16 protein-coding genes are annotated in these 15,746 nt (G+C 69.9%); 3 read left to right on the top strand and 13 right to left on the bottom strand.

Annotated elements, in window-relative coordinates:
• Nucleotides 1-639: 639 nt before the first annotated feature.
• Nucleotides 640-1,113 carry a nuclear transport factor 2 family protein gene (locus OHU74_RS00880; protein WP_371614064.1) on the top strand — a complete coding sequence of 158 codons (474 nt, stop codon included), beginning with the start codon at nt 640-642 and terminating at the stop codon, nt 1,111-1,113.
• A 192-nt stretch (nt 1,114-1,305) separates the two neighbouring features.
• Here the strand turns inward: OHU74_RS00880 and OHU74_RS00875 are convergent, their stop codons facing one another.
• The 7 genes from OHU74_RS00875 to OHU74_RS00845 form a co-directional block, all read right to left on the bottom strand.
• A complete protein-coding gene (locus OHU74_RS00875; protein ID WP_371614063.1) occupies nt 1,306-1,950 on the bottom strand; it encodes a dihydrofolate reductase family protein in 645 nt (214 codons plus the stop codon).
• A gap of 236 nt (nt 1,951-2,186) precedes the next feature.
• Complete coding sequence (locus OHU74_RS00870; protein ID WP_371614062.1) at nt 2,187-2,564, bottom strand: nuclear transport factor 2 family protein; 378 nt, start codon at nt 2,562-2,564, stop codon at nt 2,187-2,189.
• A 163-nt stretch (nt 2,565-2,727) separates the two neighbouring features.
• Nucleotides 2,728-3,153, bottom strand: a complete 426-nt coding sequence (locus tag OHU74_RS00865) for an NADPH-dependent FMN reductase (protein ID WP_371614061.1) — start codon at nt 3,151-3,153, stop codon at nt 2,728-2,730.
• 146 nt (nt 3,154-3,299) lie between these two features.
• The gene (locus OHU74_RS00860) at nt 3,300-3,455 is read right to left on the bottom strand and encodes a DUF6131 family protein (RefSeq protein ID WP_330294842.1); all 156 of its coding nucleotides are present in this window, start codon (nt 3,453-3,455) and stop codon (nt 3,300-3,302) included.
• Between the two features lie 216 nt (nt 3,456-3,671).
• A complete protein-coding gene (locus tag OHU74_RS00855) occupies nt 3,672-3,884 on the bottom strand; it encodes a hypothetical protein (RefSeq protein WP_371614060.1) in 213 nt (70 codons plus the stop codon).
• Nucleotides 3,885-4,446: 562 nt separating this feature from the next.
• The gene (locus OHU74_RS00850; protein WP_371614059.1) at nt 4,447-5,277 is read right to left on the bottom strand and encodes a hypothetical protein; all 831 of its coding nucleotides are present in this window, start codon (nt 5,275-5,277) and stop codon (nt 4,447-4,449) included.
• 158 nt (nt 5,278-5,435) lie between these two features.
• Complete coding sequence (locus OHU74_RS00845) at nt 5,436-6,032, bottom strand: DUF5994 family protein (protein WP_371614058.1); 597 nt, start codon at nt 6,030-6,032, stop codon at nt 5,436-5,438.
• A gap of 376 nt (nt 6,033-6,408) precedes the next feature.
• On the opposite strand from OHU74_RS00845, the gene OHU74_RS00840 reads away from it, so the two are divergent.
• Nucleotides 6,409-7,497 carry a zinc-dependent alcohol dehydrogenase family protein gene (locus OHU74_RS00840; protein ID WP_371614057.1) on the top strand — a complete coding sequence of 363 codons (1,089 nt, stop codon included), beginning with the start codon at nt 6,409-6,411 and terminating at the stop codon, nt 7,495-7,497.
• A gap of 324 nt (nt 7,498-7,821) precedes the next feature.
• Here OHU74_RS00840 and OHU74_RS00835 read toward each other — a convergent pair whose 3' ends face one another.
• Nucleotides 7,822-8,685 carry a slipin family protein gene (locus OHU74_RS00835; protein WP_371614056.1) on the bottom strand — a complete coding sequence of 288 codons (864 nt, stop codon included), beginning with the start codon at nt 8,683-8,685 and terminating at the stop codon, nt 7,822-7,824.
• A gap of 161 nt (nt 8,686-8,846) precedes the next feature.
• Nucleotides 8,847-9,461: a CBS domain-containing protein gene (locus OHU74_RS00830; RefSeq protein ID WP_371614055.1), complete on the bottom strand. Its 615-nt coding sequence runs from the start codon at nt 9,459-9,461 to the stop codon at nt 8,847-8,849.
• Nucleotides 9,462-9,881: 420 nt separating this feature from the next.
• On the opposite strand from OHU74_RS00830, the gene OHU74_RS00825 reads away from it, so the two are divergent.
• Nucleotides 9,882-11,618: a GAF domain-containing sensor histidine kinase gene (locus OHU74_RS00825; protein WP_371614054.1), complete on the top strand. Its 1,737-nt coding sequence runs from the start codon at nt 9,882-9,884 to the stop codon at nt 11,616-11,618.
• On the opposite strand, the gene OHU74_RS00820 is transcribed toward OHU74_RS00825, so the two are convergent.
• The 4 genes from OHU74_RS00820 to OHU74_RS00805 form a co-directional block, all read right to left on the bottom strand.
• The gene (locus tag OHU74_RS00820; protein ID WP_371614053.1) at nt 11,615-12,304 is read right to left on the bottom strand and encodes a response regulator; all 690 of its coding nucleotides are present in this window, start codon (nt 12,302-12,304) and stop codon (nt 11,615-11,617) included. The two genes, OHU74_RS00825 and OHU74_RS00820, sit on opposite strands and share 4 nt — an antisense overlap.
• Nucleotides 12,305-12,347: 43 nt before the next feature.
• On the bottom strand, nt 12,348-12,833 hold the full coding sequence (locus OHU74_RS00815; protein WP_371614052.1) for a Crp/Fnr family transcriptional regulator: 486 nt from the start codon (nt 12,831-12,833) through the stop codon (nt 12,348-12,350).
• A gap of 117 nt (nt 12,834-12,950) precedes the next feature.
• Nucleotides 12,951-15,314 carry a phosphoketolase gene (locus tag OHU74_RS00810; RefSeq protein WP_371614051.1) on the bottom strand — a complete coding sequence of 788 codons (2,364 nt, stop codon included), beginning with the start codon at nt 15,312-15,314 and terminating at the stop codon, nt 12,951-12,953.
• A 244-nt stretch (nt 15,315-15,558) separates the two neighbouring features.
• Nucleotides 15,559-15,741 (bottom strand): hypothetical protein, encoded by a 183-nt coding sequence (locus tag OHU74_RS00805; RefSeq protein WP_371614050.1) that lies wholly within the window; start codon nt 15,739-15,741, stop codon nt 15,559-15,561.
• Nucleotides 15,742-15,746 lie beyond the last annotated feature (5 nt).

The raw sequence follows: 15,746 nt of genomic DNA, 5'->3' as shown, positions 1-15,746 counted from the left end.
AGGCTGGCCATGCCTATCCAGCATCGGCCTGCCTGCTACAAATCTAGGCGTGGTTGCGCATCCAATGCAGTACGACTTAAGTCTGATCCTGATAGACCTAAGTGCCGGTGGCGCAGGAGCGTTTCAAAGGTCCGGTGCTCATGTGAGTCCGCAGGCCGCAGCTGTGCGGCGGGTCGGAGCTGATCCGTCACGAACGCAGCGAAACTCCACTTGGACGGGGCGACCTTCCCAAGTAGCCCTGAACCGCTGGAGTTCCGATGTGCCGCCAGTCCGCCGGCGTCTGTCCGGCCAAGTCGCCTTCGCGTCAGCACCGCGTGCTCGGGTATCTGCTCGGAGAGGCTGGCCAGGCTGGCTGACCCGCGCCGGCGGCGGGGGAAGCGTCACCCGTTCGTGAGTGCGCGCGCAGTGGGGAACGCGGTGCTGAGCGGCCTTCCTTGTCGGAAGCCGGCGGGCGCAGGAAGTGCTGGGGGAGTTGTCGGACCGGAGAGGAGCCGGCCCGCCTGGTCACGGACTCAGTCACGGATTCGGCAGGTGGGGGGCGGCCACGGACGGGCACGGCTCTGGAGAACATGCGCCCGGAACCGGGGTCCAGCTCGGGTGAGGCTGCCTCAGTCAGGGGCGACCTGATATGAGTTGATCATGAATGCTGAAACTCTTGACCCGATCGAGCGCCTGCTCGCAGAGCGGGCTTGTGAGCGGCTGGTCGTCGAGTTCGTCCACCGGCTCGACCTCGGGGACCCGGGCTCGGTGGCCGACCTCTTCACGCAGGACGGCACCTGGGAATGGCCCGCCGGCGACCGCCGCATTGCGGGTCACGACGCCCTGCGCATCTACTTCGGCAACCGGCCCGCAGACCGACTGTCGCGCCGTATATGCACCAACATCCTGGTTACCGTGACCTCTGCGGACACCGCCACCGCCACCACCTACTTCACCACGTACCGTGTCGACGGCTACAGCGAGGGCCTCGTACCGCCGCGGCCCCCGGTTCAGGTGGGGCACTACGAAGACACGTTCTGCAAGCGGGACGACACCTGGCTCCTCACCACCCGGACTCTCTTCCTCTCCTTCGCCGGTCCCACGGAACGCCTCGACGGGCCCGGCCAGTCATGAGAACGACTCCCAGCCGACCGGCCGTCAAGGGTCTTGCGCCACGGGCAGTGACACTCCACAGAACGTGAGCCAGAGCCCGAGTTTTGACAGCCCTGGGGTACTTGCCAGGGCAGCATCGGGGTGCTCGACGGCCCGTCTCAGGGCTGGCCCCGGCAGGCAGAACACCCTGCCGGGGCCAGCCCTGAGGACCGGTCATTTTCGCCAGAACAGGTGGTGCGTCACACCGCTGGGGCTGGGCACGACATCGAGGTGGAACCGGTCGAGCAGCTCATCGGGTGACTCCCAGAGACGTACTCCGGACCCGAGCTTCACCGGTGAGACCGCCACGTGCATGGTGTCGACGAGGTCGGCGTCAAGGAACTCCCGGATGGTGGTGGCCCCGCCGCCGAGCCGGACGTCCTTGCCCTGCGCCGCTTCCCGTGCCAGTTCGAGGACCGCGGCCGGGTCGCCGTCGACGAAGTGGAACGTGGTGTCGGAGAGCGTGAACGAAGGACGCTTGTGGTGGGTCATCACGAACACCGGGGTGTGGAACGGGGGCTCGGCACCCCACCAGCCGTGCCAGTCGTGGTCTTTCCAGGGCCCGCGCTGGGGCCCGAATTTGTTGCGGCCCATGATCTCGGCGCCGATGTTACGTGCGTAGTCTCGCGTGAGGTAGTCGTCGAGGCCCCGGCTCCCGCCGGGGTCGCTGCGCATGGGCCAGCTCGCGGTGGCGCCGGCCCAGGAGAACAGCCTCTCGGGATCGACATGACCGAATGGCCTCTCGAGGGTCTGGTCCGCACCGGCACCGATCCCGTCACTCGAGACGTTGAAGTTCTGGACTCTCAGCAGCTGAGCCACGTGCTCCTCCTGTTGTCGACAACGATGGTGAGACTTGCCGGGCCGGGAAAACTCATCGCTGCGTCCGTGACCGGGCAGAAACTGGGGTACCCAGAGTACCGACCTGCGAGGTTTGCGTGGTTTGGGCAGGCTCCTGTCGTGAGGGGGCATCCGCGTCTGCGGAGCCCTTCACTTTCTGCTCGGTCATCGAGGAGGCTTGAGGGAGCTGTCACAGACAGCGGGCAGCCCATCTCGTCCTACCGGCCCTGCTGACCGAGGGGCCTCCGCTCAGGGCTTCGGCTCCGGTCGAGTGGCTGACGGATCTCCGTGACGATCGTGTAGAGCTCGACGATGACGCCGTCTGTGGTGCGGGCGATGTCCATGCCGTTGACCGCCGTTGGTTGACCGTCGGCAGGGCCGTACTGGAAGCCGAGGTGGCCGATGTCGTCGAGCTCCGACGGGGTGCCCGCGGGTCGGAAGACCCAGTCCGGTTTCTCGGCGAGCAACTCTGCGGCGCGGCTCACGAAGTCCGTGCGCCCACGATTGATGCGGTCCGGTTCGTGCCACACGACGTCTTCGGCGCAGTTCTCGGCGATGACCGCGGCCCGGCGGTCCGGGTCGGGCTCGTTGAACACCTCGAGAAGGTTGACCGCATCAGATCGGCGGGGGATCTGGTCATGGTGAGTCCGTTCGTGTGGGCTGGTCGGTTGGTGGGGCGGAGGGCCACTGCGGCCGACGCGGCCGAGCCGGTCAGGTCGCGACGGCGGTGGCGGTCCGTAGCGGGGCGAGGGCCCTGGTTCAGGCGATGACTTGGTCGAGCATGGTGTTCAGCGCATGCAGGTTGTGGTCGCCGGGTGTGAAGACGCTGAGGTTCTCGAAGTCGGTGTGCAGGGAGAGCACGACTTGCTGGCGTACGTCGGCCATCTGGAGTCCGGCGGCGAGAAGGCGCAGTTGTTCGGCGGAGCGTGCGCCGCCCGCGGCCCCGTAGGAGACCAGGCCGAGGGCCTTGATGTTCCACTCGGCGTAGAGGTAGTCCAGGGCGTTCTTGAGCACACCGGGGATGCCGTGGTTGTACTCGGGGGTGACGATGACGAATCCGTCGTACGCGGCAAAGGTTGCGGCCCAGCGCCGGGTGTGCTCGTTCTGGTAGTGGCCGAGGGAGGGCGGCATCGGCGCGTCGAGATGGGGACGGCCCTGTACTTGCATCGGCCGCTGGCTGCCCACGCGATCTCCTGGACGTGGGGGAGACACTGGCCGGTGTTGTGCGCGTTCGGAGGCGCGGCAGGATGAGGCGAGACGGCCGTCTTGTTACGCGGCCGCGGCGTCGGGCCGTGTGGGACGGGCTGTTTGCCGTGCAAGGTCAGGGGTGGCTACCAATAGTGTCGGCGTCCGCCGACCTTGTGTCCGACGGATCCCAGGATCCACAGGATGATGCCGACGACGACCAAGATGATTCCGATGGTGGACAGGATGGCGAAGCCGACCACGTAGCCGATGACCAGCAGGATGATGCCGAGGACGATCATGATGTCCTTCGATCTCACGGAATGAGGCAGGGCCCCTCTTTCCAGGATAGATCCGCCCTCCGCTGGTTTCTTCCCGGACAGCGCAGTCCTGCCGTGGCGTCGACGGCATGTGCAGCTGCGGGCCTCAAGGCCGGCATCGGGCGCGGCGTGACAGATCCCGGCCGGGGTGACTGTTGACCGGCCGGGCTCTGCGTACTGGGACGAGTGGTGCTCTGGTCAGAAGTTCTCGTCGTGCAGGTCCTCTTCGTGCAGCAGGTCGTCCTCGCGACGACGTGAAGCCTCTTCCTCGCCCGGCTTCTGGCCCGACTTCTGGCCCTGCTCGCGGGACGGCTTGCCCGGCTGGGGGTGCGCAGGGTCTCCGGGGCGACGGTGCTCCTGCGCCTCGCGGCCCTTGCCCGGCTCCTGATGCTTGTCCTGCGTACTGCCCATGACGGCGACTCCTCTTGATGCGTGGGGTACGGATTCCTCTCGGATCACGCTGACACGCAGGGTGACGGTCTGCATCATGTCGACTACGAAGCGAGGCACACGGGTGACGCCCGTCCCTCGATGTGGCGGCGTCGGAAGGCGGGCCATCCCTTCAGTCCGAGGGTGGGCACGATCCCCACCCCACCTGCTGTCAGGAGCCCGCACCATGCTGGAGCGCACGCTGCGCAAGAACCGCACGGAGGTCACCTTCGTCCTGGCCACCGACACCCCACCCGGCCCGGTCAGCGTGGTGGGCGACTTCAACGATTGGCAGCCCGGTGCCCACACCCTGCGGCCCCGCAAAGACGGGAAGCGGGCCGTGACGGTCGAACTGCCGAGGAAGATCACCCGTTCCACCGGTCGGGGACGGACCGGCATGCCGGCCGGTGCTGTCCCGTCAGGGGTGCGGGCCGCTGGGTACGGCCATCTCGAGGCGGGGCGAGCGGCCGTTCGTGGTCGGCCGGCAGCGGCCAGGCAGGCTTGGCGTGCCGCAGGACGTCCAGGTGCCGGGAGCCGCCTGACGTCATGGCGTCGCCGGGTGCTGGTGCCCCACCTCGCGCGCGAGGTCCAGCCCGAGGATCCGGTCGAGAAAGGCGAACGTCTCGAATTTGGCGCCGGCCGGCACATCGGCGCGCCCGGCCACACTGCGCAGCATGTCCAGGACGGCAGGGACGCCGAGATCGTCGGCGAGGGCGGCCTGTGCCTGTTGCAGCAGGTCGGCGGGGATCGGCCTGGAGGGCTCCTGCGCCCAGTCGGCCACCTGCTGTCGCCAGCGCCGCAGCGTCCGCCGGGCCTCGGTGAGCCCTGCGCCGGTGACCGTGACCGGCGTGTGGTGGGCGTGCCCGAGCAACAGCATCCTCACAGCCAACGGATCGGTCCCCGCCGGGGCGAACTCGTCCAGAAGACCCGAGGCGAGGAGAGGGGCTCCGTCCGGGATGTCCCCGTCCGGGGGTGCCGGGCTGACCTGGCCCACGTCGACCAGGATCCCGCCGACCCCGTCTTGAGCGGCAGCGCCGGACGCGAGAAGGTGCACGTCGGCAGCGGCGCACAGCGTCCCGGTGAGTTGGTGTGCACCGACGGTGGCGGGCGGGTGGATGCCGAGAACGGCCATGGCGCGATCGAGCGCCTGGCCTTGCTCATGCGCCAGGTCCGGTGTGATGAGGACCGTGAGGGCCTGCAGACCACGCAGCTCCGCGGTACGCGCCAGTACGTCACCGACCAGGGGCGCCCGCAGGTCCACCGCGTCGACCCGGGCGCTGATGGCCGGCAGGTGGACACAGATGCGCAGCAGGTGGCGGTGTCCGGAAGGAACCTCCACGAAGCGGCCGGTCCGGGTGTCGGCAATGCGCAGCATGATGCGAAGGCTAGTCCTGAAAACCTCCGTTAGCGGGGAGGACCCGAGCAGAGCGCCGATGTTGCCGCTGCACCGGCCTGAGGTCGGCACGGCGACGCCCGGCCTCAGTACTCGATGGTCGTTCTCCTGCTGCGACGGCGACATCCTGCGGACGAGGCTCACCACCAAGCGCCGGCGGACAGCGGGCCGACCGGCAGCCTGGCGAGGGAGCCGATGTCGGATACGCGTGCCCCGCCTTCGCTCTCCCAGGCGTCTTCCCGGTTCCGGAGGTCGGGCCTTCGGCCGATGACGGCTTCGGCGGCGATCAGTGCGCGGGCGGTCAGGACGCTGCCGGGGACGGCGGCGGCGGCCATCAGCCGGGCCGCGGCGGCGGGTGCGGTCTGGGGCGGGACGACGAGGAGGTCCCAGCGGCCGACGGTGTAGGAGAGCAGGATCAGCTTGTCGGGGTCCTGTTCGGTGAACCAGCCCACGTGCAGGGTGTGTCCTGCGGCGAGGACCTTGTGCGGGATGACGGGCCAGCGGGTGGGGTTCACGGTGACGCGGGTGATGCGCCCCCAGGGCTCGGCCAAGGCGGCGACGAGAACGGGGAGTTCGGCTGCGAGGTCACGGGAGCGGGGCCACCAGGCACCGTCCAGCTGCCCGGAGAGGGTGGTCTTCGGCGTGAGCACGAGGCGAGCGGGGCGAGGCGGCGCCGTAGCGAGTGGCGAGGGTGAGGATGGCGTGGCAGGCGTGGTGCGTTCCAGGGCGACGGTCATGGTGGAGACCTGTCTCCGGGCCGCCCGCAGTTCGACGGTCCGGCGTATTGATCGCCGGAAATGACACCTGAGTTGCATCCGATGCGCGAAATACTCCCGGTATCTCCAGCCTACTCCGGTGCGGAGATCAAAAGGGGTTCTGATCAGGTATTTCCGTCCGAGCGGTGACGGGCGGGAGCCGTCATCAGCCCCGGAGATCGACGGCCGTCCTCCGGTGAAGGAGACCCCGCCATCCACCATCACACGTCCACGGCACGGGCCGGACGGGCCTGTCGGTCCCCGGTGCGGGACCGTCCGGCCTTGTCCGCGAACCGAGCGGCGGGGACAGCCTGAAGTGACCTTTGCCGGAGCACGGGATACATGGAGAGTTGGCGTCATGAAGGCACTCGTCTTCCAGGGACCGGGGCGCACCGCGTGGCAGGAGGTGCCGGAGCCGGGCATCAAGGATCCCGCCGACGTGATCGTGCGGGTCGACGCGGTGACGATCTGCGGTACGGACCTGCACATCGTCAAGGGTGACCTGCCGGAGGTGACTCCCGGCCGGGTACTCGGGCACGAGGCCGTGGGCACGGTGGTGGAGTGCGGCGGTGACGTCCGCACGGTGCGGCCCGGCGACCGGGTGCTGGTCTCCTGCATCTCCTCGTGCGGCCGGTGTCGGTTCTGCCGTGAGAGCCGCTACGGGCAGTGCCGCGGGGGCGGTGGCTGGGTACTCGGCCACACCATCGACGGAACCCAGGCCGAGTACGTCCGCGTGCCGTTCGCCGACCTCTCCGTGTACCCACTGCCGAGCACGGTCGACAGCGCCGACGCCGTCCTGCTCGCGGACATCTTCCCCACTGCCTACGAGGTGGGAGTGCTGAACGGGAACGTGCGGCCCGGGGACACCGTCGTCATTGTCGGCGCCGGCCCCGTAGGACTCGCGGCCATCGCTACGGCCCGGTTGTACTCGCCGGCCCGTGTCATCGCCGTGGACCTCGCACCGTCCCGGCTGGCGAAGGCCCGTGAGCTGGGAGCGGACGCGGTCGTGAGCGCGGCCGAGGAACCGGGAATGCTCGTGGGCGACCTGACCGACGGTCTCGGCGCGGACGTCGTCATGGAGGCCGTCGGAGCGCCCGAGACCTTCGAGATGTGCACCCGCATGGTCCGCCCGGGCGGCCGGGTCGCGAACATCGGTGTCCACGGCAAGCCCGCGACCCTGCACCTCGAAGACCTGTGGATCAAAGACGTCACCATCACCACCGGGCTCGTGGACACCTGCTCCACGCCGATGCTGCTGCGCATGCTGGCGGCCGGCCGGCTGCCGACCTCGTCGCTGATCACCCATCGTTTCGAGCTGGGACAGATGGAAGAGGCGTACGAGGTGTTCTCCCGTGCCGGTGAGACGGGCGCGCTGAAGGTCGTGCTGGGCGGGCCGCGCCACGACGACCCGGCCGTATCGAACCCGACGCGCGTCCAGAAGGCATGACAGCCCTGGTGCGCCACGGCGCCAGTGCTGAAGTGGGGCCGGTCGGCCCCCACGTCTGTCCCCGTCGGCCCTGCCGAACGAACGTCCCGCCGGGTGATTCTGGAGTGCGGACCCGACCCGGTTCCGCTCTCGAAGAGGTGATCCACCATGCCTCGGATCCAGATCTCGGCACCCCGGCCACGGCCGCACCGCCCCCTGCCCCTCGACCTGCGCACACCGTCGGGGCGCGTCCTGCCGTACTGAGAGAGCAGGTACTGAACGCCCCCACAGCAGTTGACGCCGCCGTACGGAGATCATCCTCCGCACGGCGGCGCCAACTTTCGGTCACATGGTCTTGACCGCTCGCGCTCCGTTCGGCGGGGACGGGCTGGGGAGCGGAGTGGTGATCTCCGTCGCACGCGGTGTCTGGAGTGTCGCGGCCGCGGTCTCGCGGGCGAGGAAGGCGCCGAGTTCGCCGATGGTGCTCATGAGCGGGGCGGGGAAGACCACGGTGGTGTTCTTGTCCACGCCGATCTCCACGAGGCTCTGCAGGTTGCGCAGTTGCAGGGCGAGGGGGTGGGCCATCATGGTGTCGGAGGCGTCGCCGAGCGCGGCGGCGGCCAGCGACTCGCCCTCCGCGTTGATGATCTTGGCCCTCTTCTCCCGTTCGGCCTCGGCCTGGCGGGCCATCGCGCGCTTCATGCTGTCGGGCAGCTGGATGTCCTTCAGTTCGACCAGGGTGACCTCGACGCCCCATTCGGCGGTGGTGACATCGAGGATCTCGCGGATGCCGAGATTGATGCGGTCGGTCTCCGACAGGGTTTCGTCGAGGGTGTGCTGCCCGACGACCTTGCGCAGGGTGGTCTGGGCGATCTGATTGATGGCCGCGCCCACGTTCTCGATGGCGATGACCGATTTCACGGCGTCGACGACGCGGAAGTAGGCGACGGCGGAGACGTCGACGCTGACGTTGTCCCGGGTGATGATGCCCTGGGACTGGATGGGCATGGTGACGATCCGCAAGGACACCCGGTGCAGGACGTCCGCGAACGGCACGATGACCCGCAGGCCCGGCGCGCGGGTCCCGGTGAGCCGGCCGAAGCGGAACAGCACGCCCTGCTCGTACTGCTTGACGATCTTCAGGGCCATCGGCAGCCCTATCAGGGCAACCACGGCCATGGCGATCAGCGCGAAGATCAGGACTTCCATGAAGATGCTCCTCACGAAGTGCGGTGGCGGAGCAAGGGGATGACCCGGGTCCGTCTGCAGGGCTCTCGGCACCGGTGTGACGGGGGCGGCGAGCCTGCCTCGCTTCCATGGTTGCGCGGTGCGGGTGGGGCGGGCAGGGGCCGAACGGTCCACATCCCGCGTCAGCGGGGATGATCCGGCGCAGCGGTGCGGGTGCGGGTGTCGTTGGAGTAAGCCGTGAGCTGGTCGATGACCGCGACCACACCGTCCAACTGTCCCGCGAGCCGGAGCGCGACGGGAATCTGGCTGCTCCTGGGCAGTCGGCCGTCCAAGGTGACGACCCCGTCCACGACACGCACGCTCACGGCATCGGCACCGATACCCATCGTTTCCGCCAGCACGTCCTCGACCAGCACCCGGTGTATCTCGTGGTCCGGGCGCAGAAACACGCGGAGCAGGTCCCGGCGGGTCACGATGCCGACCAGGCGGTCCTCCTCGTCGACGACCGGCAGCCGCGTCACCCCGCGTCGGGTAATGAGGCGGGCGGCCTCGGTGACGGTCTGTTCGGCGTGGACCGTGACGGCCGGCGCGGTCATCAAGTCTTCAGCGGTGAGGTGGTCTTGGACGAGCAGATCGGTCCGCGAAATGACTCCGAGGACGCGCTCGTCCGCGTCCAGAACCGGTACGCCGCTGATCTCGTGCTCGACGAGCAGCGCGGCCACGTCCGCGGACGGAGTCCTCCCGAGGACCGAGACGACCTCGTCGGTCATCAGGAAGCCGACCTTGGCGTGCTTCATCTGTGGCCCTCCTGTCGGCTTCGGCCAGCGAGCGCACCTTGCGGAGCGCCTTCACCAGCCACCATCCGCCGAGTCCGCCCGTGGTGCGAGGGCCGAACGGGCCTGTACGGGGACTGATCGGTCCTCAGCGGCGTGCCGTCGACGACGAGCGTGTCGGCGGCTTCGGTCCTGGTCGAGGCATCGCGCCATGCGGACCTGCTCGTCATGGGAGGACGGCACCGTGCCCGCTGCCCTATGATCACCGTCCCGGGCGGGTGAACGGACATCGTGCCCCTGCCTTTGGGCATCGGCTGACCGGATTCGCTGCGGTCCGGGCCTCGCGTGACCGTCACCCGTGGTTCCGACCGGGACCGGCCGGTCGGCGGAGGGCTACGCTGAAGACCGGGCGGTGCGCAGAGCCCCTCGCCGCCGGAGGTGTTCATGGTCGGGGACGATCGGGATGCTTCGGCGAGCCGGATTCCGCAGCCGGGGCTGGACGCGCTCCAGGAACAGATCACCGACGCGCGGGATACCCGTGACCGGTTGACGGGCCTGCTCAAGGCGGTCATGTCGCTGGGGCAGGAGCTGGACCTGGCCCAGGTGCTGCGCGGCATCGTGGAGGCCGCAGTGGTCCTCGTGGACGCGGAGTACGGTGCGCTGGGCGTGGTGGGGGACGACGAGAAACTCGCCGAGTTCCTCCCGGTGGGCATCAGCGACCAGCTCCGGGCGCAGATCGGGGCCCTGCCCACCGGACACGGACTGCTGGGCGAGCTGATCAGGCACCCGCGGCCGCTGCGCCTGGGAGATCTCTCGGAGCATGCGGCCTCCGCCGGGTTTCCGGAGCACCACCCGCCGATGCGCTCCTTCCTCGGCGTACCGATCCGGGTCCGGGACGAAGTGTTCGGCAACCTCTACCTGACGGAGAAGCGGGGCGGGAAGGGCTTCGACGCGGAGGACGAGGGCGTCTTGTCCACCCTCGCGGTTGCCGCCGGCGTCGCCGTGGACAACGCCCGCCTGTACGAGGAGGTCCGGCTCCGGGAGCGCTGGCTGGCGGCCAGCTCCGATTTCACGAGCGCGCTGCTGTCCGGCTCCTCCGAGATCGAGGTGCTGGAGGGCATGCTGGAGCGGGCCCGGGACATCATCTCGGCCGACATGTGCGTTTTCTACCAGGTGGGGCCCGGCGGCGAGCTGCGCGGCTCGCTGGCCCTGGGGGAGGGCGCCGAAGCACACCGCGGGATCGTGCTGCCCGGCAGCGAGGGCATCCTGGCCGCCGTCGTCCTGGCGCGGGACGGACTGATCACCTTGGCAGATGTGGCCACCGACGCCCGGGCCGCGGCGCAGCCGGACACGTGGACGGGCTTCGGGCCGGCCGTGGCGGTCACGGTGGGCACGAGGGCGAAGCTGCGGGGCGTGCTGATGCTGGCACGGTGTACGGGGCGGCCGGCGTTCGCGGGGGCCGAGGTCGCGCCCCTGCCGGGCTTCGCGGGGCAGGCGGCCCTGGCGCTGGAGCTGGCCGACCGGCGCCGGGACACCGAGAAGGTGAGCCTCCTGGCGGACCGTGACCGGATCGCCCGCGACCTGCACGATCTGGCGATCCAGCGGCTCTTCGCCACGGGAATGACCTTGCAGAGCGCGCAGCGCTTCGTGGAGCACCCCGAGGCGTCCGAGCGGCTGAGCCGGTCGATCGACGACCTGGACGAGACGATCAAGATCATCCGGTCGACGATCTTCGGACTCCGCGACCACGAGGCGGCAGGCAGTACCCCGAGACTCCGGGTCCGCGCGGTTCGGGCCGTGGGTGAGGCGGCGGCGCTGCTCGGGTTCGCGCCCGCCCTGCGCATGGAGGGGCTGATCGACACCGATGTGCCGGCCCCGGCCGCCGACGACGTGGTAGCCGTGCTCGGAGAGGCCCTGACCAACGTGGCCCGGCACGCGCGGGCGGCGCGGGTGGAGGTCGCGATCGTCCTGGCGGACGGCGTGCTGGAAGTAACGGTGAGTGACGACGGCGTGGGTGTCGCGGACGGTGGCCGTCGCAGCGGTCTGCGCAACCTCGCGGAGCGCGCCGAGGCCCGCGGGGGCGGGCTGTCCGTCTCACCGCGCCCGGACGGTGCCGGAACGCGTCTGGACTGGCGGATCCCGATCGGACCTGCCCGGCAAGATCCGAAAGAGACGACCTAGCGGCCGGTCTCGTCGTGCTCGCGCACCTCGGCGGCGATGACAGCGGCCTGCACGCGGCGTTCGACGCCCAGCTTGGCGAGCAGCCGTGAGATGTGGTTCTTGACCGTCTTCTCGGAGAGGAAGAGGCGTTTGCCGATCTGACGGTTGGTGAGGCCCTCGCCGATCAGCTCGAGTACGGCTCGCTCGCGCTCGGAGAGCACCGTCAGTCGCTCGTCCCCGGGCGGCTTCCCGGCGGTCGGGTCCCGGAGCGAGCTCATCAGACGGGCCGTCGTCGCGGGGTCGAGCATCGACTGGCCCGTCGCCACCGTGCGGACGGCGGCGACCAGGTCGGAGCCCTTGATCTGCTTCAGTACGTACCCGGCGGCGCCCGCCATGATGGCGTCGAGCAGGGCGTCCTCGTCGTCGAAGGACGTCAGCATGAGACAGGCGAGATCCGGCATGCGCGAGCGCAGCTCACGGCAGACGGTGATGCCGTCGCTGTCGGGCAGCCGTACGTCGAGCACAGCGACGTCGGGCCGCAGCGCCGGCCCCCGGGCCAGGGCCTGTGCGGCCGTCGCCGCCTCACCCACCACCTCGATGTCCGGCTCGGAGTCCAGCAGGTCGTGCAGTCCGCGCCGGACGACCTCGTGGTCGTCGAGGAGGAACACCCGGATGGGGGCCGGGGAGGCAGCTGGTGCATCGGACATCCACGCCACACCCTCGGGTCGGATACGTCTGGGAACAATTGTCTCAGATGCGGCTTCCGCTGCCGTGGGGTGCGTACAGGTCGAGCAGCCGGATCTCGGCGGAGATCAGCCGGTGGGCGAGCACCTGCCCCACCCAGTGCCAGATTGCGGAGGTGAGCGCGGGATCGGCATCCATCAGCGCCCGCACGGCGGCGGCATCGAACTCGTCGGTGCGCACCGGCGTCATGGCCTCGGCGCCGAAGTGCCAGGTGTAGGGACGGAACAGCCAGGACCAGCCGACGAGCTCGCCGGGGCCGACCGTTTCGACCACCGCGGCCTGCCTGCCGGGTACGTGCACGTCCATGCCCACGTTGCCCGACCGGAGGACCCAGAACCGGCCGGCGTGCCCGCCCTGGTTGAACAGTCGCGTGCCGGCGGGGAAATCCGCCTCGTGGGCCAGGGCCAACAGGCTGGCGCGGTGCTCCGGGGACAGGGCGCGGGAGAAGACATCGGGGGAGGAGCTGAGCCTGTGGAAGGAAGAGGTGCTCATGGCGGTTCTCCGTTCGGGTGCGCCTACCAGCCTCCGCCCATGGCGGCCGGCCCAGGAAGGGCCGTTCGGTACCTTCCCCGACCCGGACGGCCCACCCGTATCGGCCCGGGCGGGCGATCAGTAGGGCCAGGACCAGTCGGCGACCTCCGGCAGGTCGGTTCCGTGGGCGCGGATCCAATCGTGGTGGCGGATCCGCTGGTCGCACATGCTCTGGCGCAGGGCCGCTGCGCGGCCGGCGAGTCCGGGGACGCGGTCGATGACGTCCATGACGAGCCGGTACCGGTCGAGGTCGTTGCGGACGACCATGTCGAAGGGGGTGGTGGTGGTCCCGGACTCCTTGTAGCCGCGGACGTGCAGCTGGGCGTGGCCGGTCCGGCGGTAGGCGAGGCGGTGGATGAGCCACGGATAGCCGTGGTAGGCGAAGACCACCGGCTTGTCGATGGTGAAGAGGGCGTTGTACTCGGTGTCGGTCATGCCGTGCGGGTGCTCCTCGTGGGGCATCAGCCGGGCGATGTCCACGACGTTGACGACCCGGACGGCCAGCGAGGGGAGGTGCTCGCGGAGCAGGGCCGAGGCGGCCAGGACCTCCATGGTGGGTACGTCGCCGGCGCAGGCGAGCACGACGTCCGGCTCGCGGGAGCCGTGGTCGGTCCCCGCCCAGTCCCAGACTCCGGCGCCGCGAGCCACGTGCGCGCGGGCCTCCCCGATGGGCAGCCAGTCGAAGCAGGGCTGCTTGCCCGCGACGATCACGTTCACCCGGTCACGGCTGCGCAGGGCGTGATCGGCCACCGCAAGGAGGGTGTTGGCGTCCGGCGGCAGGTAGACCCGTACGACGTCCGGGCTCTTGTTGAGGACGTGGTCGACGAATCCGGGGTCCTGGTGGGAGAAGCCGTTGCTGTCCTGGCGCCAGACGTGCGAGGTGAGCAGGTAGTTGAGGGACGCGACGGGCGCGCGCCAGCTCAGCGTGCAGGCGTTCTTCAGCCATTTGATGTGCTGGCCGACCATGGAGTCGACGATGTGGGCGAAGGCCTCGTACGTGGAGAACAGGCCGTGGCGGCCGGTGAGGAGGTACCCCTCCAGCCAGCCCTGGCACACGTGCTCGGAAAGGATCTCCATGACCCGGCCGTCCCGGGACAGGTTCTGGTCGGTGGGCTCCGTGCTGCCCTGCCAGGCCTTGCCGGTGACGTCGTACAGGTCGTCGAGGTGGTTGCTCGCCGTCTCGTCCGGTCCGACGACCCGGAAGTCCCGCCGTCCGGCGGTGTCCCTCATGACCTGCGCGAGGTAGCGGCCCAGGACGCGGGTCGGCTCGTGCAGGGTGCTCCCGGGCTTCTCCACGGTGACGGCCCACGCGTCGAGCCCGGGCAGCGGGAGCGAGCGCAGTAGTCGGCCGCCGTTGGCGTACGGGCTCGCGCCCAGGCGGCGCTCCCCCTCCGGTACGCAGGTCAGCGCGGAGGACACCGGACGGCCCTCGGCGTCGAAGAGCTCCTCCGGCCGGTAGGAACGCATCCAGGTCTCCAGCTGCCGCAGATGATCGGGGTTCTCGCGGACCTCGGCGAGCGGCACCTGGTGCGCCCGCCAGGTGCCCTCGACGGGTTGGCCGTCGACGGTCGCGGGACCCGTCCACCCCTTGGGGGTCCGCAGGACGATCATCGGCCAGCGCGCACGCTCAGCGCCCGGATCCGTGCCTGCGCCCCGCGCTTCCCGCTGGATGGCGTGGATGCGGTCGAGGGCCCGGTCCATGGCTCCGGCCATGGCCGGGTGGACGAGGGCGGGGTCGCTGCCGGAGACGTAGAGGGGCTCGTGCCCGTAGCCGCGCAGCAGTGCGTCGAGCTCCTGCTCCGGGATCCGCGACAGCACGGTCGGATTGGCGATCTTGTATCCGTTGAGGTGCAGGATCGGCAGGACGGCGCCGTCGTGGACCGGGTCCAGGAACTTGTTCGAGTGCCAGGAGGCGGCCAGCGGCCCCGTCTCCGCCTCGCCGTCGCCGATGACGCAGGCCACCAGCAGACCGGGATGGTCGAAGGCGGCCCCGTACGCGTGGGCCAGCGAGTAGCCGAGCTCGCCGCCCTCGTGGACGGAGCCCGGCGTTTCCGGCGCTACGTGACTCGGTACGCCGCCGGGGAAGGAGAACTGGCGGAACAGCCTGCGCATCCCGTCCGCGTCCCGGCCGATGTCCGGGTAGGTCTCGGTGTACGTGCCCTCCAGCCAGGAGTTGGCGAGTACGGCTGCCCCTCCGTGGCCGGGTCCCCAGACGCACAGGGCCTCCAGTGAACGCTCCTTGATCACCCGGTTCAGGTGGGTGTGGACGAGGTTCAGGCCGGGGGCGGTGCCCCAGTGGCCGAGCAGCCGCGGCTTGATGTGCTCGGGCCGCAGCGGCTCGGCGAGCAGCGGGTTGTCCAGGAGGTAGATCTGGCCGACGGCCAGGTAGTTCGCGGCGCGCCAGTGCGCGTCCAGCTCGGCGATCCGGTACGTGGTGGTCATGAGCGCTCCTTCAAACCGCAGGCCGAAGCATGCGCCGGTTGAGCCGATGCGTGAACCGTGCTCCTACGGGGCCGGAGGCGGGAAGGGCAGGACCGGCCCCCACATGGGGCCGGTCGGCCCCTTCTGCGCCACCGGTGGGGGGTGGAGGTTGGGCGGTCGAGTCGTTGCCGGGTCACGCCGCCCCGGCTGACGACGAGCAGGCCCGGTCAGCGGACGTGGTGTGCGGGGCGGGTGCGTTGCGCAGTCAGTCGAGGATCTGGCCGGCGTCGGCGTGGGCGACCGCGTTGCGCGGGTCGGGCAGGACAAGGCGGAGGTGGTGCAGGACGCGGCCTCCGGTTGCCGTACCGGCCGAGGAGACGATGACGACCGTGCCGCCACGGGCGAAGGTGCGCGTGAGGACGGCGGCGAACTCCCCCTGGACCGTCATCGAGG

Source organism: Streptomyces sp. NBC_00454, from assembly GCF_041434015.1.
Classification (GTDB): Bacteria; Actinomycetota; Actinomycetes; order Streptomycetales; family Streptomycetaceae; genus Streptomyces.
Note: the sequence above shows the minus strand (reverse complement) of the source record. Positions and strands in the feature narration are given on the sequence as shown.